We start from the raw sequence: 21,592 nt of genomic DNA, 5'->3' as shown, positions 1-21,592 counted from the left end.
CCACTCCCAACACCCCCCCACACAACACAAACCCCTACCCCGCCCACCCTAACCCCCACCGTGGTGCGGGGGCCCGGCGCCGCACCCCTGCACGACTTACAGTGCCTTCATGGACGACCCCAACGGCCCGCGCCCCGGCGGGGTGATGGCAGCCTTCGTCCTGCTCCGCGACAAGATCATCGCCAAGCTCAACAGCCACCAGCCGGACGTGCGCCAGGTACCGATGTGGCACCTGGGCTTCCACCAGAGGCCGCCGAACGAGTGGCTCTGCCAGGTGGCCGCTCAGCTCTACGAGCCTGGTGAGCCGCGTCAGATGTGGGGCTTCCAGTTCCAGAACCGAATGACGGCGTGCGTGCTGGAGTACCTCCTGCCCGACCGGCAGCAGCGGAACGGCCGGGCCGCCGGACCGCCGATCGTGCACTTGGTGTCGGTCACCCTGCCGGCCGCGCTGCCACCGCTGACGGTCACCAAGGACTCGCGCCTGAAACAGTTCGTCAAGAGCAACGACCTGCACCTCGGCCACAAGGCCTTCGACGACGCCTTCCACGTCCAGGCTTCCGACGAGCAGTACGCCAGGGCCCTGCTCCGTCCGCCGGTCCTGGACTGGGCGGTGCGGTTCCGGAGCATGCAATGGCAGGTGGCGGGCAACTCGCTGGTCACCTGGGCCGACGGGGAGTTCGTACCCGCCAAGGTGAGCCGGCGGCTGCAGGCCCTGGCCGGTATCGCCGACCGGATCCCTGCGTCCGTTCTTCGCGACTACGGCCGGCCGACGACGGCGCCGCCTGCCGACGATCCGCGGGGCCTGATCCCCGGTTTCGACTAGGTTGGCAGCGTGACCGCATTGATGATCCTGCTGCTGGTGGGCGCCACACTCGGGGTCGTCGTACTGGTCCTGGTGACTATCACTCTCACCAAAAGGCGCCATGCGGCCCTGTGGCAGCGTCGGCATGCCATGGCGCAGTACGGCTGGCATCCGGCACCACCCAACCCCTGGCTGGTCGAGGTGGCGGCTCGGCTGTGGGCACGCGGGCGCCCCCACGAGATGTTCGCCGGTGACTACCGCGGCCGCGGCATGTGCGTGCTGGAGTACATGTACACAACCAGCAACGGCAAGACCACCACGACCCACACCGTGCACCTGGTCGCACTCAACCTGCCCGTTGCCCTGCCCCCACTGACTCTGAGCGCGGAGTCCGCTGTCACGCGCATGCTCGCCGGACCCGACCTCGAGCTGGAGAGCCGGCTCTTCAACGACCAGTTCCGCATCACCTGCCAGGACGAGCGCTACGCATCCGCCGTCCTGCACCCGCGAATGATGGAGTGGATGCTCCACAACCCCGGCCTGCAATGGCAACTGGCCGGCAACGCCCTCGTCTCCTTCGCCCCCGGCAGCTTCACCGTCCCCGACGTAGCCGCCCGCCTCGAAGCCATGACCGGCGTCATCGACCGCATCCCCTCCTTCGTCCTCCGCGACTACGGCGCACCTGTGTGAACGTGTGGTGGATTCCCGTGGGGACGGGGTCGTTGGCGGTGCTGATTCTCGTGGGCGGGGTCGCGATCATCGTCGTACGGCGGCGGAGGCGGCGTGCTGCTATCCGGCGGCGGGCTGCGGTGATGGGCTCGCATGGGTGGGCACTGGCTCCAGCTGAGCCGTCGCTGGTGGCGCTTGCTGGGCGGCTGACGATCAGGGGCCGGGCCACGCAGATGTTCACCGGTGACTTCCGCGGGCGGGAGCTGCGGGTGCTCGACTATGAGTTCACTGCGCGGCGAGGGCCGGCGCCGGTGCACCTCATCGCACTCACGCTGCCAGTCGCGCTGCCCCAACTGACGGTGTCGAAGGACTCGGCACTACCTGGTCGTGACTTCGAGCTGGAGAGCCAGTCGTTCAACGAGCAGTTCCGGGTCCAGGCGGACGACCAGCGGTTCGCATCCGCCGTACTGCAGCCGCGGCTGATGGAGTGGATGCTGCAGAACCCCGACCTGCGGTGGCACCTCGCCGGGAATGCACTCGTTTCCTGGGGGTACGGCGAGGTCGCGCCGACCGACATCCTGGCCCGGCTGGAGGCGATGGCCGGTGTGATCGACCGGATCCCGCCGTTCGTGCTCACGGACTACGGCGTCTCATGATCATCACGGTCGTAGTGATCGCCGTACTGGCTGCTGGGCTCGGGGCGCTCTACCTTCAGGTGCAGCAGCGGCAGAAGGCGTTCTTTGCGGACAGGGTGGCTGCTGTGGGGCTCACACCGGCCCCTGTCGAGCCATGGCTGGCTGATGCGGCCAGCCGCGCGTTCGGCGTACCGGGGAACGCGGAGCGGATGGTTCGCGACCAGCGGCTATGGGTTTGCGACTTCACGTACCAGGCATCCCGTACGGCGACCGCTGCCAAGTGTCACGTGATCGCGATGAGTCTGCCGACCGCACTGCCACCACTTGCCGTGTTCCCGAGAAACCCCATGCTGCCGGACAATCTGGAGTTCGAGAGCGCTGGGTTCAACCGGACGTTCTCCGTCCAGTGCGCAGACCGCCGCTACGCCAGTGCCCTGCTCACGCCCCGAGTGCTCGAGTGGTTGCTCCACTACCCCAAGCTGCAGTGGCGGATCGATGGAAACGTTCTGATCGCTTGGGGCGTTGGCTACTGGACCGCCGACACCGTCCGCCACACGGTCACCGCGTTCGACGGCGTACTGGCCCGCATCGACCCTTACGTGTTCGAGGAGTTCAGGGCACACTAGTCGCTGAATGCACCGTCTGGTTTGACCGCCCCCATACCGACGAGGAGTGCACGATGCTCACACGTGTCCTAGGAGGCCTGGCGTTCGCCGGGCTCCTGACCGCGCTGACCACCAGTCCCGCAGCAGCCACTATGACCCCGCAGGACTTCCGCTCGGAGGTCGTGTCCCGCACCAACGCCGAGCGTGCAAAGGCCGGCTGTCCGGCGCTCAACCGGCACAGCGCGCTCGACAACGCCGCCCAGGGCCACGCTGCCGACATGGCCAACCGGAACTACTTCAGCCACAACAGTCTGGACGGCCGGACCCCGTGGGACCGGATCCGGCAGGCCGGGTACCCGACCAACACTGGCCGAGCCGAGAACATCGCGGCGGGTCAGACCACGCCTGCGGCGGTCGTGTCGTCCTGGATGAACTCGGCCGGGCACCGCGCCAACATGCTCAACTGCAGCTACCGCTCGATCGGTGTCGGGTACGGCTACAACAGCAGCTCCACCTACGACCACTACTGGGTGCAGAACTTCGGCACCGTCTAGCTGAGCTTGGTCCACACCTGACGGAGGGCGCGGGCTGCGTCGCCTTCGAGGCCGGCGTCGTCCAGGGTCTCGGCCAGCTCGTCGAACTCGGGCCCCCAGCGCCAGGCAACGGCCCGCAGTTGCTCTGGCAGTTGCGGGTCGCGGAGTGAGCCCGCGTCCGCGCGCACCTGCTGCGCGACCAGTGCGTCGGTTACCCCGTGCTTTTCGGCCAGCTGGAATGCCAGCACTGCAAGGGCCGCCTTGCCCTTGTTGTACAGCGCGTACGCCGATTTCGCCGCGCTAGCCGCACCCGGTTCCGCCCCAACCACGCGCGGAGTCACCGCCGTACCAGCCCATAAGGCAGCAGCGTCGGCCGCTGCAGCCCCGGACAGCATCAGATGTGTCGGACTCGGCCCACCACTCGGTGGCGGTCCCACCACACCAGCGTCCACAAACGTCGCCTCCGGTACGGCGGACTGCGCCTCCCGCAGCGACACCGGCGAGAGCGGATTCGCCTCGACGTACAGCCCGGCGAACCCAGCCCGCCCAACCTGCCGAGCAATGTCCACCGCCCCCTGAGGAGCACAAGAACACAACACAACCTCGGCGCCAGCGACCGCCTCCCCAAACGGCAGCCCCACCAGCCCAGCAGCCTCAGCCCGCTCAACGCTGTCCTGACTACGCCCGTCCGGCACCCAACTCACCGTGTGACCGGCACTTACCAGCTCCCCCGCGAGCCGCGATCCCATCGCCCCTGGGTGAAACACCGAAATCCGCATACCCCCAGCACATCACCTCCCCCGTTCCCCCTCAACGCTGGGGAGTCCTACCACCCGAAAACGACGGGTAGCGCTCCCCACCTCGTTATCCACAGGGACAAGTTGGGTCGGGAGGGGTGGGGTAGTTGGGTGCATCTTCTCTGGTGTGAAGGGATTTCTGGGTGAACAGTTTGCGGAGTTGTTGCGGAAGCAGCTGGGGGCCTTCAGCTGGCGGCAAGCGCAGCTGCAGGGCGCGTCGGACAAGATGCTCGCGGCGCGGCTGCGGTCCGGGCAGATCCAGCGGGTCTATCGCGGTGCGTACGTCAATTTCACCGGACCGGTTCCGTGGGAAACGCGAGTCTGGGCTGCGTGGTTGGCCTACGGACCTGATGCAGCGCTGGGTGGTGAGACTGCGCTGCGCCGATACGGGCTCGATGGTGACTGGGCCGCCGAGCCGATCTGGTTGGACCTTCCACACCATCGGCGAGTACGTCGGCAGTCCGGCATCGTGATTCGCCGCTGCCGCGATCTTGGTGACCGATTACTGGGGAGTCGCGAGCCACCGATCGTTCGCCTGGAGGTGGCGCTGCTGACCGTCGCGAGTCGGCGGCCGAACAGTGACGCCGCGTTGGCGACGATTCTGGATGCCTGCCGTGAGCGCCGGACCACCCCGCGGCGTCTCCTCGACGAACTGGACCGACTGCAGAATCTCCCGCGCCGCAAGGGCATCATCCAAGTGCTACGCGATGCCGATGCAGGGGTCGAGTCGTGGCTGGAACTCTTCTACCTCGAGAGAGTGGAGCGTGCTCACGGGCTTCCGGCAGCTACCCGCCAAGCCACTGCGAGCTTCAGCGGTGCAACGATCCGGCGGGACTGCCGGTACGACCCGTACGGCGTGATCGTCGAGCTCGATGGCCGGGCCGGGCACGCGGATGTCACCTCGCAGTGGCGGGACATGGCGAGAGACAACGCTGCGGCAGTCGACGCCAAGGTGACGCTGCGCTTCGGACACCAACTGGCCGGCGATCCCTGCGGCGCGGCAGTTCAGGTCGCCGCGGTCCTCACCCTTCGCGGCTGGCTCGGCACCCCAACCCGCTGCGGTCCCAACTGCACGGTCCGACCTGGAGCTGGGGAGTCCTACCACCCGAAAACGACGGGTAGCGCTCCCCAGCGCCGTACTGGTTAGGCGCGCTGGTTAGGCGCGGCCGTCGAAGAGGCTGGTTACTGAGCCGTCTTCGAAGACTTCGCGGATGGCTCGGCTGATCAGGGGGGCGATCGAGAGTTCGGTGAGTTTGTCGAAGCGGCGGTCTTCGGCGATCGGGAGGGTGTTGGTGACGATCACTTCGCTGGCCTGGCAGTTCTTCAGGTGGTCGACGGCGGGGCCGGAGAGGATGGCGTGGGTGGCGGCGATGACCACTCCGGCGGCGCCTTCGGCCATCAGGGCGTCGGCGGCCTTGGTGATGGTGCCGCCGGTGTCGATCATGTCGTCGACCAGGATGCAGACCCGGTTCTTGACCTCACCGACGACGCGGTTCGCGACCGTCTCGTTCGGGCGCTCGATGTCGCGGGTCTTGTGGATGAAGGCCAGCGGGGCGTTGTTCAGCCGCGCGGACCACTGCTCGGCCACCTTGATCCGGCCGGCGTCCGGCGAGACCACGGCCAGCTGCTCGGCGCCGTACTTGTCCCGGACGTAGTCGCTCAGGATCGGCAGCGCCATCAGGTGGTCGACGGGTCCGTCGAAGAAGCCCTGGATCTGCGAGGTGTGCAGGTCGACGCAGATCAGCCGGTTCGCGCCGGCGGTCTTGAACAGGTCGGCCATCAGCCGGGCCGAGATCGGCTCCCGGCCGCGGTGCTTCTTGTCCTGCCGGGCGTAGCCGTAGAACGGGAGCACGACGGTGATCCGCTTGGCCGAGGCGCGCTTGAGCGCGTCGACCATGATCAGCTGCTCCATGATCCACTCGTTGATCGGCGAGGTGTGGCTCTGGATCACGAAGGCGTCGCTGCCGCGCACCGACTCCTCGAACCGGACGTAGATCTCACCGTTCGCGAAGTCGTACGCCGAGGTGGGCACCAGGCCGGACCCCAGCTGCTCGGCGACCTCGGTGGCCAGACCGGGATGGGCCCGGCCGGAGAACACCATCAGGTTCTTCTCGGTAGCTCGCTTCATCCCGCTCATGGCCGGCCTCCCGTTACTTCTTGTCGCCAGTATCGGCGGTGGCTTCTGCTTCCGCAGCAGCTTGCGCCGTCTTCGTTCCGGCGCGCTTGCGCGCGACCCAGCCCTTGATGTTGCGCTGCCGGCCCCGGGCCACCGCGATCTCACCCGGACCGACGTCCTCGGTCAGGGCGGTACCGGCGGCCAGGTAGGCGCCGTCCGCAACCGTCCGCGGGGCGACGATCACCGAGTTGCTCCCGATGAACGAGTGCTTGCCGATGAACGTCGGGTACTTCTTCTGGCCGTCGTAGTTCGCGAAGATGGTGCCGGCGCCGATGTTCGCGCCCTCGCCGATCGTCGCGTCCCCGGCATACGTCAGGTGCGGCACCTTGGCGCCGTCCCCGATGCTGGTGTTCTTGGTCTCGACGAAGGTGCCGATCTTGCCCTTGACGCCGACCGTGGTGCCGGGGCGCAGGTAGGCGAACGGGCCGACACTCGCACCGTCGCCGAGCACCGAGCTCGACCCGTGGGTGCGGATGATCGTCGCGCCGGCGCCGATCTGTACGTCGGTCAGGGTCGTGTCCGGACCGATCGTCGTACCGCTGCCGGCTGTGGTGGCGCCGTGCAGCTGCGTGTTCGGCAGCAGGGTGACGTCCTGGGCGAGCTCGACGGTGCTGTCCACCCAGGTGGTGTTCGGGTCGACGATCGTGACGCCGCCACGCATCAGCTTTTCGAGGGTGCGGCGGTTCAGCTCGGCGCGGAGCGTGGCCAGCTGGACGCGGTCGTTCACGCCCTCGGTCTGCATCGCGTCCTCGGTGACGTACGCCCCGACGCGCTTGCCGTCGGTGCGGGCGATCGACAGCACGTCGGTCAGGTACAGCTCGCCCTGCGCGTTGTCCGTGGTCAGCCGGCTCAGCCCGTCGCGCAGCGTGGCCGCGTCGAACACGTAGATACCGGCGTTGATCTCGTCGATCTGGCGCTGCTCGGGGGTCGCGTCCTTGTGCTCGACGATCGCGGCGACCGTGCCGTCGGCGCCCGGGACGATCCGCCCGTACCCGGTCGGGTCGGCGACCCGCGCGGTCAGCACGGTAACGGCGTTGCCCTGCTTGTCGTGCTCGGCGACCAGCTCGTGCAGCGTCTCGGACTGCAGCAGCGGCACGTCACCCGAAGTGACCACGACCGAGCCCTCGAAGGCAGCCGGTACGGCGGTCAGTCCGGAGCGCACGGCGTCGCCGGTCCCGAGCTGCTGCTCCTGGACGGCGGTCTTCACGTCCGGGTCCAGCGCGGTCAGATGAGCCTCGACCAGCTCCCGGCCGTTGCCGACCACGACCACGAGGTGCTCGGGGCTCAGTGCACGCGCCGTCACCACGGCGTGACCGACCAGGCTGCGCCCGCCGATCTCGTGCAGCACCTTCGGGGTCGACGATTTCATCCGGGTTCCGAGCCCGGCGGCCATGATCACGACCGCCGCGGGGCGATGGGAAGTCACGCGGTCTTCTCCTCGAGTTCCCTGCGAGTTTCTGGAACAAGTATCTGCACAGGCACTCGATTCGGTGCCCGCGCAAGCCTACTTGCTCTTTCCCGCGGATCTCGCATCCACCTGCTCAGGCAGCCGGTCCCCGGAGGTTCACCACCAGGTCGCCGGCCGTGATCCCCGCGTACTCCTGCATCATCCGCGCCCGCGCGTACTCGCTGTAGCCCCGCCTGGCGACCTGCAGGTAGAACCGCGTGACCGATCCCACACCCACCGCCCGCACCATCAGGTCCACCGCCAGCCAACTCACCCGGTAACTCTCCGTCACCCCGAACTCGTCATCCCGAGGCAACCGCTCGACCCGCCCCCGCACCGCAGCCAGCCCCTCAGCCCGCTCCCGAGCCACCTCCGGTCCCGGCCGCACCAGGTTCGCCGCGTACGCCGCCAGCCCCTCCGCCAACCACCGAGGCGCCTCGTCCCCCATCTTCACCGCCGCCAAATGCGTAAGCCCATGCACCATGTCGGAGATCCCTGGCGCCTCGGCCGGCGCGACCACTACCCACCCACCAACCGGGCGACCATCGGGGCGGGCGCTGTGCATCGGCTGGATTCGGATCGGCTCCTGCCCTGGGAGCGTGGCCGGCAGGTCGGTCAGGACCTGCGGGTCTCGCAACGCGACCACCAACGGAATCTTCTGAAGCGGTCCCGGCCACAGCCTGTTCACCACCTTGGCCGCCTCCGCGGTGACCGTGGCGATGCGCTCGCCACGGGTGCGCTGGCCCCGATCCACGAGTACGACGACACCGTCCCGCCGTACAACGTCCAGCTCCGCCACGTCCCACGGCTGCCGGTTGCTCTTCAGTACGGCGTCCAGCCGGGTCACGTCCACCAGCCGCGCCACCCCACCCCGAACCACGTATGTGTACCCGAGATCCGCCACGGCCGGCTTCAACCCCGTCACGGCGTACCGCATGCTCACTCGCAACGTCACCGCGCCCGCGCCGTACCGGCGTACTGCTCCCGGATCCACCCAAACCTCGCGCCGCCGGAAGCCCACCTCAGCCTCAAGCGCCCGCAGCCCCCGGAACACCCGCGCCTGCCGCCCCGCAGCCCCCGGCGCCACCTCAGCCAAGAACCCCGCCGCATCCCCCCGCCGGAACGCGACCGCCTGCCGCGCCAGCCCGGCATCCACCGCCTGCCCCACCACCGGGTCCACCCGGCCATCACCCGCCGACGGCAACCCCACCTCAGCGGCAACAGGCAGCACCCCCACCTGCGAACCACCAGGCGCCACCACCAGCCCAGCACCCAGCAGCCCACCGACGACCAACCACCCGACCCGCCTCATGCACACCCCAACGACCCACCCACCCGATAGGTCATCCGGGTGGGTGGGTCGTCGAGTCAGAAACCGCCTACTTCGGCGATGTCGCGCATGGCCGACTCCCAGTCCTTGCAGGACTGGGACCAGCAACTGGCTTGGCGGACCACGAAGTAGTACGTCTCGGCAACGATCGCCCGGTCGGCATCGCGCAGCGTGCCGCGTCCCCCGCAGTGCTTGCAGTTGTCCGGAGCGTTGTACAGGTCGTCCCGCAGACTGCTGTCGACGCGCGCCCGGTTGTCCTCGTTGTCCAGCCCGGGCGCCTTGGCCCGGTTGCGGTAGCCGTAGTCGTGCCGCGCGCAGGCTGGTACGGCGTTGAGACCGCCGACGACATCGGGAGCCGGCCGACTGCACCCGTCACTGACGAAGTCGAAGTCGAAGTCTTCCCAAGCGTCCTGGTTCAGCAGCGCGGCGGCGTACATGTCGCGGCCCTGCGCACCCTTCGCGGTGAAAGCCAGGTAGGTCCTTCGCTTGCACTCCGGGCTGGCCTCGCAGTCGAACCCGACGATCCGCTTGCGTGTCTCGGCCTTGCTCTTCTTCCGGGTGGCCACGGCCTCCTTGCGATCGTTGTAGTTCTTCACCCACTTGTTCCGGGACGCCTCGTACTTGTCGCGGCCCTGCTGGGTCTTCATGTCGTAACCCTCTTTGCTCCACTTGCTGCGGCAGCCGATGCCGTCCGGTCCGGCGCACTTGCCATCGGGGTCGGAGAGGGTGATGGGGTTGTTGCCGGCATAGCTGTAGCCCTGCACCTGCTGGGGATCGGCCGCATCGAGGACAGGGTCGACCGAGATGAACCGCCCTTGCGCAGCGTCGTACTCACGGGCCCCGAGGTGCGTGAGGCCGGTGCTCTCGTCCACTGTCCCGCCGACGAAGCCCTTCTCGCCGGGGAACGCCGGTGCGGCGCCACGGGTCTCACCGAACGGCAGCTGCCGCCGCTGCACCACGGACTGCGTCTCCGCATTGATCGCCGTGGTCGGTGTGTCCTGCCGGTCGACGGCCAGCCAGTGCAGGCTGGACGAGGCGGTGGCCACACCACGCGCGCCACCACTGACCTCGCCGGTGCGGATGCCGATGGTGGTTCCTGCGTGCTTGTAGTAGCGGGTGGCGCTCACGTCTCCACTCGAACGGTCGATCTGCAGCTCCTGGCCCGGCAGATACACCGTCGCCGTCGCACTGTCGCTGCGGACCAGCCGATCTCCGTCGGAGCCGTACTGGAACTGGGTGCTCTCTCCTGCCTTGGTCGACGACGTCAACCGGTTCTCCGCGTCCCAAGCCAACTGCTGGTCATCACGGGTCGTGGTGTTGCCGGCAGCGTCGTACTCGAAGGTGTTCGCGACCTGCACGGCCTTGGCACCGGCTGCCTGCGTGGTGACCGCGGTCGCTGCGTGCGGCCGGGGCTGACCGGCAGCCGGGTAGGTGTAGCTGCGGGTCACGTCAGTGAGGTGGTCCTGCTCGGACAGCCGGTTGCCGATGCTGTTGTACGTCCACCCCTGCCAGTACGGCGCTGGGCCGGTCAGAGCTGCCTTCGACGGCTCGGACTCGCACCCACCACTCGGCGTCCACGCATCGGTGAGGCGCTTCAGATAGTCGTACTTGAAGCACTGCACATCCGGCTGCCGGTCCAGCGTGGTGTCTGCGACCGAGGTGATGTTGCCGGCCGGGTCGTAGTCGTAGTTCACATCGGACTGCATCGGCTTCGGCAGTTCGGCGTCAACGATCGTGCGGCTGAGTTGGCGGGTGTTGTCGTCGTAGTAGTACGACAGCCACGCACGCTTCCCGTTCTCACCGAGGTGGAGGCGCTGAGCCTCGCCATAGCTGGTGTAGTCGGTCTGCTGCACGTATTCGACGGTTCCCAGACCATCCATACCGCCGTACGTCTTCAGCGCACGCCCGTAGTCATCATAGGTGTGGAAGACCGACTCCTTCGGAAGACCACCCGCTGCGGGCAGCGTCTCGCTGGCCAGGCTGCCATCGACGTTGTACTTGTACGTCGTCGTGTATGTCGCGGCCAACCGGTCGTCTCCGGCGACACCGTCCTCCGGAACCGTCAGCGCGGTCTGCAGCGGCTGATAGAGCGCGTTGTAGCCCTGCACTGTGGTCGTGAAGCTCTTGCCGTTCGCGTCGTACGTCGTCGCGGTGGCCTGCTGGCCCTTGACCTCCTGACCGTTCGGAAGCTTGTCGTACGTCCATGCGATCCGCTTCGGTCCGCCGAGCGAGCCGAGGTATCCGGCCGTCCGGCGACCCAGGTCGTCGTAGGAGTAGACCAGGGTCTGATTGCGCGCGTCGGTCCGGGTCTTGACGTCGTCGACCGCGGTGTACGTCAGATTGGTGGTCCCCAGGTCAGGGTCCTTGGTCTGCGTCTTCCGGCCGCGCAGGTCGTACCGGTACTCCCACTTGTTGCCGGGGGCATCGGTCATCTGGGCGAGCTGTCCGGCCGTCGTGTACTTGTACGTCGTCTGGTCGTAGCCACCGGTCGGCGAGTCACCGTGGTACTGCCGCAGCGCCGTGGTCCGCCCCTGCGCGTCCAGCAGCGTTGTGGTGGCAGTCCCTCCGGCCGGCGGGTCCACGCTGACCCGGTCGCCGCCGTACGTGGTGGTTGTTCGCCACTTCTCGGCTCCAGCACCCTGGAAGATCGATGCGGACGGTCGGCCGGCACCGTCGTACGTGCTGACCGTCAGACCGGGCACCTGGTTGTCGCTGGCGACCGAGAGCGTCTTGTCGACCGGACTGCTGTTGAAGAAGGCCTGTGTGCTCTTGGCGACCCGGTTCTGCGAGTCATAGCGGACATCTGTGAGCAGCCGGCCACCACCCAGCGCGGGCGTCTGGGTCTGCCGCGGGCGCAGCAGGCCGTCGTACAACTGGTTGCTGGTGACGTAGCGTCCGGTCGGGCCGAGCTTCGTTGTGGTCACGACCGTCGGTGCGTCGTTGTGGATGTCGTAGCTGAACTTGAAGTTCGCAGTCTGCGGTGAGGTGCCACCGCGGGCCCGGTTCGGCAGCCAGACCTCGGACCTACGACCGAGGGCGTCGTACGACGTCTCGGTCACTCTGCCGTTGGGGTCGATCACCTTCGTGGCACCGCCGTAGGCAGGGTCCATGACTGTGGTGTTGACGTGGCCCAGTGGGTTCGTGACGGTGACCTGAGTGAGCGGTCCACCGGTCGCCGGTGTGTAGGCGGTCGTGGTGACCTTGCCCTCCGCATCAGTGGACTCGGTCGCCCGGCCGTACACGTCGTACTTGGTGTTCTCGACCGTCGTGTAGACCGGTCCCGAGGCGGGACGCTGCTCGAGCCGCTGATCACTGGTGATGTTCCCGGCCACCGGCGCCTCGCCCGGCGCCTGGGAGTCGTAGCCGGTACGGACGTCGGTGATCGCATCCGTCGGGAAGGAAGGCGGCGTACCGCAGCGCGTGGCCACTGTCTCCTCGCGAGCGGTGAAGGCGATCAGGTGCTTCGCGGTGTTCCGTGCGTACGTCGTCGTCGTGCACCTGTCGTCTTCGGCGGTGGCTGTGTCGCCCTGGTCGTCCACCGTCTTGGCCAGGCCGTAGTCGTCGTACTTCGTCTCGCTCTCGGTGATCCGGCGTCCGACCGGCAGTGTGGTGTAGGTGCGTTCGATGCCGGGGTTGACCTGGTAGGCGTTCAGAGCGCCCTTGGTAGCGGTGGGGCCGTGCACTGCCTGCTGCGTGATCTTCTTGCTGACAACGGCCGAGCCGTCGTACGTGATCGACTCCAGCTCCGAGCCGGCCAGCCAGTCGTCGTCATTGCGCTTGACGGACTCGGAGTCCTCGGCCTGGACGTTCTTGGTGCCGCCCAGCTTGTTCAGCCGGTCGCCGTGCATGCCACGGAAGAAGCGCTTCTCGGTCAGGGTGACCGGTCCGGCGGGGTCGTTCTGTGCACCCTGCCGGATCAGCACCTTGGCGAAGCCGCGGAACTCCGTCCAGTCCTTCTTGTCCGGTGGCGTGAACTCGGACGTGTCGTAGTGCCAGGCCGCACCGTCGACGTACTGGTAGTGCGTCTCCTTCTGCGGGTTGGCGCTGATCCGATCGGACTCGATCACGGACTCCACGACGTACTTGTGGAAGTAGTCGGTCCGCTCGGCGTAGTTCTTGTCGGCCCAGGTCGCCGGGAAACACAGCCTGGTGTTCGACTCCGGGTTGGTGGGTTTCGTCGTGCAGTCGGCGGCCTGGTAGTTGATCGAGGTGACACCGCCGTACTCGGACACGATGCCGGTCAGGCGGTAGCGCAGGATCGGGGAGAAGTTGTCGCCGGCGCTGACGCGGTTGGCCATCTTGGCGCCCTCGAACGTCACCGGTGGCAGGGTGATCGGCGTACCGGACGCCAGACCGACGTGGTTGATCGCCTTCAACCAGAGAGCGGGCTTCTCACCGCTGCCAGGGGCTGGGAACTGTTGATTGAGCTCCCACCGCTCGACGTCTGCGTAGGCACCGTTCTTGAGCACCTGAGTGGTCACGGTGTTCAGGCGCTTGGTGGTCCAGAAGCTCGGCGAGTACCTGTCCTTGCAGGTGGCGGTGTCGCAGAGCTGGTCCAGTGGAGTGTCCGGGAAGTTGCCTCGCTCGGTCCAGACACAGTTGCTGCCGGGCAGGCAGCGTTCGGCAGTACCGAACTCCACGCGGGCCGGTGCCTGGCCGGTGACCGCCTGGTTCAGGCCGTACTCGATCCGGCTCAGGTAGCCGTTGCGGACGTAGCTGACGCCGGTGTCCTTGAAGTTCTGGCCGTACTTGTTCAGCTCGGTCACGTAGTTGTAGTGGATGGTGTTGCCGTGGGTGTCGACCACCTTGTCCAGCATCCACCGCCACGCCTGGGTACACGCTGAGGCGGCGAAGGTGGGCTTGTTGCACGGCTCACCCGTGTCGTCGCCGTACACCGGCACGGTCCAGGCAGCAGCGGAGTCGGCGCGGGAGCCGAAGAAGTACTGCTTCCCGTCGACCGTGGTGATCTTCCAGTGCTCGCCTTCGTTCGCACCGTTGGAGGCGCCGTTCAGCTTCTCGATCCTGGCGCCGTTGTCCTGCTCCTGCTTCCAGCCGTCCGCGCCCAGCACCAGCCGGCCGCCACCACCCGGGTACGACGCAGTCGCGTTCTCACTGCGCCAGCACAGGTCACCGACCTGCTCGCCCTTGTTACTGCCTTCCTTGTCGGCCGCACAGCCACCGTAGGTGCGCTCGACGAAACCGGGATTCAGGTCCCACCCGTCGCCCACCCAGGAGGGCTGGTTGTTGGTGGCACTGGTCCGGCCGTCGATAGCTGCCGACGTGTACGAGAACGCAAGGTCCGGCTGCAGACTGCCCGGTGCCGGCGGCACTCGGAGCGGGTACGACCAGGTGAAGTCACCTGTCTGCTCCGACACGTTCCAGATCGACGACGGCGACAACGGCGTCGCTGTCGGCGTACTGGCTCCTGGCTTGGTCGGAGTATCAGCATGGTCGCCGCTGATCGCATCCGAACTCGCCGCATCCTGCGGCCGGGGGGCCATCGGCTGTCCGGTCACCGGCACCGACGGCGTGTTCGGCAGCGGAACTGACGGGCCAGAGGCGGCGGCCGCCGGCTGTACGGCGATCACTTGGGTGAGGGTGGCGATCAGAGTGGCTGAGACGAGCGCTGCGAGCACACGCCTGTGGTGTGGTTTTCGCATGGGAACTCCCCGGTGGACGGTTACGGGAACGTGGGCGTAGTGGCCGGCGGTGCGACGGGGATGTGGCCGAGGAGTTTCTCCATCGTCCAGCCGCCGTCACAGTTCGAGGCACGAGTGGTGAACTTGCCGCCATTGGCATTGCACCGGTAGAGCGGCGCGGTGGTGATGTCCGCAGGCGGCGTGGTGTAGATGAAGCCGAGCCGGGTGACCACGGTCTTGCCTTCGCAGGCGGTGTCGGCCGCGGTGAACTCGTCGGTGCCGTCCAGGCAGCTCATCAGCGGAGTGCTGCCGGACTGCGGGGTCTGCGGCAGCCATCCGAGTTGACTGCTCAGCGTGTACGACGGCGGTGTTCCGTGCACTGTGGTCCACCAGTCGACGTTGTCGTGGCTGTTGTAGCGACCGAGTGCGCCGTAGGCGAGGGTGTAGCCGAGCGCGCGCTCTGTCGGCTGTCCCTCACAGTCGGCGACTCGTGAGTCGTAGCGCTCGGTGCCGGTCGTGCACCGCGCGATTGCTTCACTCGGCACGTTGTTCGGCTTGGTCGTGTAGACCCTGCCCAGCTGCCCGAGGACCTCCTTGCCCTCGCAGTCGGCCTGGTCAGAGGTGAAGTAGTCCGTTCCGCTGACACAGTCGTAGAGCAGCTTGGTGTTCGGCCCTTCCGCGACGAACCGGCCGAGGATGCCTTCGAAGTGGTAGCCGGACCGCACCGGATCGGCCGTGTTGCCGGTGTAGTGCTCACCAAGACCGTTGACGTACCGGCCGATCTGCTGGTCAGCAGGCGGTGCCGGCCAACTGCCACGGACCTCGATGTCAGCCGCTGTTGCGATGCCCTGCTCGGTCAGCACCTCGTCGATCACGCCGGGGAAGAAGCCGGTCGGCTTGCCGTCGTACTGCGCCCGGCCGATCGTCAGGCCCTGGTTGGCGTTCGGGAGCGTGACGTGATCCCGGTAGCCGGCCAGTTCGCCGTTCACATAGAGGCGGAACTGCTCCTCGCCGTGGTCGTACACACCGACCAGATGCGTCCACTGGCCAACCTGAGCCGGCTTGGCAGCGACGGCGTACTGGGATTCTGCCGACACCGTGCCCTGCACCGGTCCACCGAACACCCAAGTCCCGTACGACGGCCGGTACTGCAGCACGAACCCACTGCGACCCGTGGCACCGTCACCGTCCTGAGCGAGCACCGTCGCGATCTGGTTCTTGTGGGACAGCTTCGCCCACGCCGAGACGGTGAAGTCGTCGGCCATCACGACCGTCCGGATCGACGTCTTCATCGCGCCGTCCTTACCGTCCAGGTGGAGTCCCTGGTTACCCGCCCAGAAAACACCCGGACCGTACGACGCGCCGCCGGTCGCCGTACCGGGTGCGTTGCGCCACGAGTAGTCCTGGCCACTGGCGTTGTCGAACTTGTACATGGACAACTTCGTGGTCGGCATGTCCATGTGCACCTTGCGGACCTCGTCGTCGTTCAGCGCCTTGTCGAAGGCGCGGACCTCGTCGATGCTGCCGCTGAAGAAGTCCGCATTGCCCGTGGTCCACTTCGCACGGCCGATACTGAACGGCCCAGCAGCCGCAGGTATCGATACGCCGGTCATGGCGGCAGACAGCACACCCTGGACGTAGAGGCGCAGCTGTTGCGTGCCTGCCTCGTACACCACGGTCAGATGGGTCCACTCGTCACGAGCCGCGAGCTCTGTCGAGTTGAGGATCGTGTGTGGATTACCTGGGACCAGGACGGCCCACTTCTTGTTCTCGTCCTGGTACTGCAGCAGGAACGAGCTGAGTGAGGTGCCGTCCTGTCCGAGGATCGTGCGGTGCAGTGTGGTGGTGCCGGTCAGGTAGACCCACGCACTGACCGAGAAGCTGTCGCTCGTGTTCACTACCGGGCCAGCGGTCTCGGCGAAGTCGTCGACACCGTCGAACCGGGGCCCACCCAGCGCTCTGCCACCGCCCCACGCCGGACCGTTCTTCAGAGTCGCTGTCAGACCACGGCCGCTGGCGTCGGCGACCGCCGTACCGCTGCCTTCATCGAACTTCCACCGGCCGGCCGCAGCCGTCGGCAGCTTCGCCGGGACGCGCAGTGGCGGGTAGCCGTCGAACAGGTTGAAAATGCGGGACTTGTCGAGCGCACCGGAGTACACGCGCACGTCGTCGACCAGGCCCGGCCAGTACTGGGCCGCCTGACCGGCCACGCGGCCGCGGCCGATCTGCAGGCCACCGGTCCCGGACCACGCGTCGTCGAGGCTGCCCTCGTCCTGACGGTTGCCGTTGACGTACAGCCACAGCATCTTGGCCTTGGGGTCGTACACGCCGACCAGGTGCACCCAGCGGTTGATGTCCGACTCGATCGCGGACACGGATGCCTTGATGACGTTGCCGTCGGCTTCAGGCATTTCGAAGATCCAGGCGCCGAACATGTTGTTCCCGTCGTCGACGAGGTGCCCGAGCCGGAACTTGCTCGGCTGCCCACCGTCCATGCTCACTGCGGTCTGCAGACAGAACTGCTCGGTGCCACGGTCACACTTGGTGCGCAGGTTGACGAAGGCCGAGACGGTGAAGCTCTTCGTGGTATCGACGTCGGCACCACCGGTCGAGACCGAGTCGTCGGTGCCGTCGAAGTCCAGCGCATTGCCAAGCCGGCCAGGGACGTGCCGGGCGCCGGTGATCGTGCCACCGCGCGCACCGACCGCATCGGCCGCCACACCACCGGTGGGCTCGTCGAGCGTCCAGTTGTGGATCAGAGTCAGATCACGACCGGACAGGGTCCGTACCTCGTCGGCGAACAGCACCCGGGTGTAGACGTTGACGTCGTCGATCGCTCCACCGAACGGGTCGACAGTGTCGCCGTTGTTCCACCCGGTCGCCCGGCCGATCTGCAGCTTGCCGCCGGTGTGCGGTGAATTGTGCTTGTACGGCGCGGATGCCGACGGAACGCCGTTGACGAACAACGTGATGCGTCCGGCCGCCGCGTCGTACACAGCTGCCAGATGTGTCCACGCACCGGGCTGTGGTGCCGGTCCGACGGTACGGGTCTCGGTGCACGCCCAGCTCGCGTCACAGTTGCGCATGGCGAACACCCACTTGCCGTCGAACGACAGGTGCACGTTCACCGCGCTGAGCTTGTTGTCGATCGAGTCGAGCGCCAGCACGGACTGCCCGGGGTTGGCGTTGCTCACCTTGACCCAGGCGGTGGCGGAGAAACTCTGGTTCGGGTTGAACGGCTTCGGGATCGCCACGTTCGTGGTGCTGCCGTTCAGCCGGAGCGCACGGTCGGCCTGGTCCGGCACGTTGACCTGACCGGCCGCCCAGGTGCCGTCCTGGATCGTGCCGTGCCGGTTGTTCCCCGACGAGTCCTTCGCGTCCCCGTCGAACTTCCAGGTGCCGGCCGTGACGTTGCTGCGGGCAACGATGCCCTGGATCTCGGACTCGGACAACTCCCGGCTGTAGGCACGGACCTCGTCCACCACACCGGTCCACTGGTCCACGATGGCGCCCTGCCACTTACCCCGACCGACGGTCAGCGGTCCGGTTGCGTCGAAACCGTTCGCTCTTGGCGCGGTCCCGGCCAGCTGGCCGTTGACGTAGAGCCTGATCTGACCGGCCGGTTGGTCGTACACGGCCGCGAGGTGGGTGGGAGTGTTGAGGGCCGCGTTGACGTTGGAGCGGATCATCGCGTCCGGTGGACGACTGATCGCATCCGCCGACGGCACCACGAGATCCCACTTCGCACCGGTCGGCAGATCGCGATAGCCGAGGTTGAAGGCACTGTTGACGTTGCCGTCGGCCGATATGGCCGACTGGAAGTCGGCCTGGGTCGGCTTGGCCGTTGCGTTCACCCAGGCGGCGACGGTGAAGCTCTGGTCGGTCGCCATCGCCGGAGTGGTCGTGGCGGCAAAGGCCTTGGCGCCGTCCAGCTTCACACCGTTGTTCACGACGCCAGTAGCGAAGGTGGCACCGTTCTGCAGGACCATGCTCTCACCGCCCTCGACCTGGTTGGCCGCGGTCTCTCCCTCGGTCTCGTCGAACGACCAGCGTCCGGCGTGCACGTTGTCCTGGCCGACCAGGGACCGGACCTCGCTGTCCGACAGCACCCGGTCGTACTGCTTGACCTCGTCGACCATGCCCGGCCACGGGTTCGCACCGACGTAATTCATCCAGATGCTGCTCCCGATCCGCAGCTGGCCGTCGAAGGGCTGCTCCGACACGAAGGGCGCCGTACCAGCCTTGACGCCGTTCACATAGATCCGGATCTGGTCGGCCTGTGCATCGTGCACTGCCGTCAGATGGGTCCAGGTCTTCACCCGAGCGGGCACTGTGGAGCGCACGATGGCACCGCCGTGGTCCGTCGCATCACGTGCCGTGGTGAAGAACTCCCAGCGGTCACCGGTCTCGAGGCGTCGGTACCCCAGGTAGAAGCCACTGACCGTCTTGCCGTCCTGCGACAACGCGGTGTAGGTGTTCGGTGCCGCCGAGGGTGCCCGGTCGAGGTTCACCCAGGCAGACACCGTGTAGCTGGCATCCATCGGCGTTCCACTCGGCGCAGTCACCGAGGTGGCGTGCTCGCCGTCCAGCCGGACAGCGTTGCCGACAGCACCGGGCACGTACGTCGCTCCGCCGTTCAGCTCGCCGTGGCGGTCGCCCAGGTAGGCGGTGTCCTTCACGTTGCCGTCGAGCGACCACTGCGCCACCGGACCGTTCCCCGGCCGCACGTAGACGTGGTAGGTCTCGGTCGGGCTGACGTTGCCTGCCCGGTCCACGCTCTGCACGAAGATGTCCTGTGGACCGTCCTTCTCGGGCGTCCAGGTGAAGCTGGCCGGCCCACCCAGGGCGCCGGTCGCCTCCACCTTGGTCTGCGGCGGGAACGTCGTACCCCAGAGATAGTGGTTGATGTCTTCGGTGCCCTTGTCCGGAAGCGCCTTCTTGGTGCGCTCGATCCGGAAGGTGCCCGGCACACCGGCACCACCACGCCAGCGGTTCTCGTTCTTGTAGAGGAGGCCGGTGACCTTCGGTTCGGACGACGGTGCGGTCCGGTCGACGATGAAGGGTGCGTTGGGACCCCGGACCTCGGCACTGGCATGCAGCCGGTTGTTGTTGTTCCAGTCGTCGGTATCCCACCCTCGGACGTTCCAGTTGATCCGCTGGCCGTCAGCCAGCGGCGAGAACGTGGTGTCGTGGGTGGCGCCGCTCGCCTGCAACGATCCGAAGCGGGACTGCTCGCTGTCGTTCACGTTGAACTTCCACTCGGGCAGAACCGCGTTGTTGTCCGGGTCCGACAGGCCCGCGATCAGGCGGATACTGCCGGCGCTCAGGTACGGCGTACCGGCGCACCACTTGCACGCAGCCGGGACAACCGGGTCGCTGCGGACGTCGAACGGAGTGTTCGGCGGACCGTTGAACCGGACGCGCAGCTTGGTCGCCGCCGGGTCGTACTTGCGCCAGGCCAGATCGAGACCCTCGTTCTCGGCCGCGATCGCGTACGTCGACGTGCTCGTCTTGTTGATGTGGTCCGTGGGCAGGCCGAACGAGACCGCCTTCCAGCCCGCACAACCTCCGGCTGAGGCCGGAGCATCCACGAAGGAGATCCGGGAACCGTTCAGCTTCGGCGCGTTGCGCCAAGTGCTGTCCCACACCAGCGGGCCGGTCCCCCAGAGGCTGTGCCGGTAGACCCCGCAGTCGGGGCTGTGCACCACCGCGGTGTCCAGCCAGACACCGAGGATCTCCTTGTTGACCAGGATGCCGCCGGCGTGGGTGTCGAACTGGAAGTACGAACGCATCAGGCGGACAGTCCCGCACTCGTTGTTGCGGTTGTAGCACTGGCCGACCTGGGCGACGTTCGAGCCGCCCGGGCTGGTGTTGTTGTAGATGGAGTCGGGTCTGTTTTCCGACACCGAGGTCCAGTAGGACTTGTCCCACGTGTTCCAGTTCGGGTCCACGGTGATCGGGAACTTCGCCTTCGGGTCCCGCATCAGCTTCTGGTCCGGCGTCAGGGTGAGGGCGTTCGATGTCGTCGCGACCTTGGCGACGGAACGCAGCTTGCCCGCGTCCCACATCGCCGACGGCGGTGCACCGAAGACCACGGCTCCCTTGGCGTCTCGCGCAGTCAGGGCACCGGCCTTGTCGGCCTGCACGGTCACGCCTTCGCTGGTCATGCCGAACCGGATACTGGTCAGCGCACGTGCCGCAGCGGCGTTCTTGACGACCAGGTGCTGGGTGTAGCCGGTGTTCTCGGCCTTCAGGACCAGGTCCACGCCCGGCCGCACCTCGGCGTACGTCGCGGTGTCACCGGTCAGCTTCGGTTCGGGAAGGGAGCCCGGCCAGGTGAACGTGATGCGCTTGTCGCCCTTGGCAATCTGCACCATCGATGCCGTACCGCCGCCCGAGAACGCGATCCCGGCGGACGCCGCCTTCGGACCGACAGTCCCGTCCGCCCGCTTCACCAGCGTGTTGTCGATCGCAGTCCAGCCGGACCCGCTCTTCACCCGCACCGGACCGGCAGTCAGCTCGGCCACCGCCGTACCGTTCGGTTCGGCGTACACGACCCGGTCCTCTTCCTTCAGGTTCGCGACCTCGACGCGAGAGCCTTGCGCCGCCGCAGCCTTCGTCGCGGAGCGCAGATCGGCTGCCTCCTTGACCGGCGTCGGCTTCGGCTTCGTCACCGCCGCCTCGGCCTTCGCCTGCACCGGTTGCGCCGACAGCATCGTCGCCATCAGCGCCAGCCCGGCCACCCCAGTAATCCACCGCGAGCGCATCGCGCCACCCCTTCCCCAACGGCGCCGAGATGGCGCCACGCGCACCATCACACGGGGGTTATGACACAACCCTGTCAGCGACCTGCCAGGCCTTCGATTGGTCTAGGCGGGGCTGGTGCTTGCTCCCGGCAACCACTCTGCGGAGTGGACCTCTTCGTTCTGTCGGTGCCGTGCGAGACCATTGCGTCCAGG

The 21,592-nt window shown here is 67.3% G+C and carries 12 protein-coding genes; 6 read left to right on the top strand and 6 right to left on the bottom strand.

All coding sequences use genetic code 11. The features are described 5' to 3' along the window. The first annotated feature begins 109 nt into the window (after positions 1-109). The 5 genes from ACFCV3_RS40230 to ACFCV3_RS40210 are packed head-to-tail and all read left to right on the top strand — an operon-like array spanning position 110 to position 3,265. Positions 110-823, top strand: coding sequence for a hypothetical protein (locus ACFCV3_RS40230; protein ID WP_376040092.1), 714 nt, complete (start codon positions 110-112; stop codon positions 821-823). A gap of 9 nt (positions 824-832) precedes the next feature. Then, positions 833-1,492, top strand: coding sequence for a hypothetical protein (locus ACFCV3_RS40225; protein ID WP_376040090.1), 660 nt, complete (start codon positions 833-835; stop codon positions 1,490-1,492). Between the two features lie 38 nt (positions 1,493-1,530). Then, positions 1,531-2,127 (top strand): DUF3137 domain-containing protein, encoded by a 597-nt coding sequence (locus tag ACFCV3_RS40220; RefSeq protein WP_376040087.1) that lies wholly within the window; start codon positions 1,531-1,533, stop codon positions 2,125-2,127. Continuing rightward, the gene (locus ACFCV3_RS40215) at positions 2,124-2,732 is read left to right on the top strand and encodes a hypothetical protein (protein WP_376040085.1); all 609 of its coding nucleotides are present in this window, start codon (positions 2,124-2,126) and stop codon (positions 2,730-2,732) included. The genes ACFCV3_RS40220 and ACFCV3_RS40215 overlap by 4 nt, the downstream gene beginning before the upstream one ends. A 53-nt stretch (positions 2,733-2,785) precedes the next feature. Further along, the gene (locus ACFCV3_RS40210; protein ID WP_376040082.1) at positions 2,786-3,265 is read left to right on the top strand and encodes a CAP domain-containing protein; all 480 of its coding nucleotides are present in this window, start codon (positions 2,786-2,788) and stop codon (positions 3,263-3,265) included. On the opposite strand, the gene ACFCV3_RS40205 is transcribed toward ACFCV3_RS40210, so the two are convergent. After that, entirely contained in the window at positions 3,262-3,813 is a 552-nt protein-coding gene (locus ACFCV3_RS40205; protein WP_376040079.1) for a DUF1932 domain-containing protein, read from the bottom strand. The two genes, ACFCV3_RS40210 and ACFCV3_RS40205, sit on opposite strands and share 4 nt — an antisense overlap. Positions 3,814-4,168: 355 nt before the next feature. On the opposite strand from ACFCV3_RS40205, the gene ACFCV3_RS40200 reads away from it, so the two are divergent. Continuing rightward, positions 4,169-5,188, top strand: coding sequence for a type IV toxin-antitoxin system AbiEi family antitoxin domain-containing protein (locus ACFCV3_RS40200; protein WP_376040076.1), 1,020 nt, complete (start codon positions 4,169-4,171; stop codon positions 5,186-5,188). A gap of 9 nt (positions 5,189-5,197) precedes the next feature. Here ACFCV3_RS40200 and ACFCV3_RS40195 read toward each other — a convergent pair whose 3' ends face one another. The 5 genes from ACFCV3_RS40195 to ACFCV3_RS40175 form a co-directional block, all read right to left on the bottom strand. Beyond that, complete coding sequence (locus ACFCV3_RS40195; RefSeq protein WP_376040073.1) at positions 5,198-6,178, bottom strand: ribose-phosphate diphosphokinase; 981 nt, start codon at positions 6,176-6,178, stop codon at positions 5,198-5,200. Between the two features lie 13 nt (positions 6,179-6,191). After that, on the bottom strand, positions 6,192-7,643 hold the full coding sequence (glmU, locus tag ACFCV3_RS40190; RefSeq protein ID WP_376040071.1) for a bifunctional UDP-N-acetylglucosamine diphosphorylase/glucosamine-1-phosphate N-acetyltransferase GlmU: 1,452 nt from the start codon (positions 7,641-7,643) through the stop codon (positions 6,192-6,194). A 115-nt stretch (positions 7,644-7,758) separates the two neighbouring features. Then, a complete protein-coding gene (locus tag ACFCV3_RS40185; protein ID WP_376040068.1) occupies positions 7,759-8,976 on the bottom strand; it encodes a hypothetical protein in 1,218 nt (405 codons plus the stop codon). A 56-nt stretch (positions 8,977-9,032) separates the two neighbouring features. Then, positions 9,033-14,654 carry a phospholipase A2 gene (locus tag ACFCV3_RS40180; protein WP_376040065.1) on the bottom strand — a complete coding sequence of 1,874 codons (5,622 nt, stop codon included), beginning with the start codon at positions 14,652-14,654 and terminating at the stop codon, positions 9,033-9,035. Between the two features lie 20 nt (positions 14,655-14,674). Beyond that, entirely contained in the window at positions 14,675-21,400 is a 6,726-nt protein-coding gene (locus ACFCV3_RS40175) for a LamG domain-containing protein (protein WP_376040062.1), read from the bottom strand. Between the last annotated feature and the right edge of the window lie 192 nt (positions 21,401-21,592).

It is taken from the genome of Kribbella sp. NPDC056345 (assembly GCF_042262745.1).
Taxonomy (GTDB): domain Bacteria; phylum Actinomycetota; class Actinomycetes; order Propionibacteriales; family Kribbellaceae; genus Kribbella.
The sequence above is the reverse complement of the archived record's forward strand: the minus strand, read 5'-3'. Positions and strand labels throughout refer to the sequence as shown.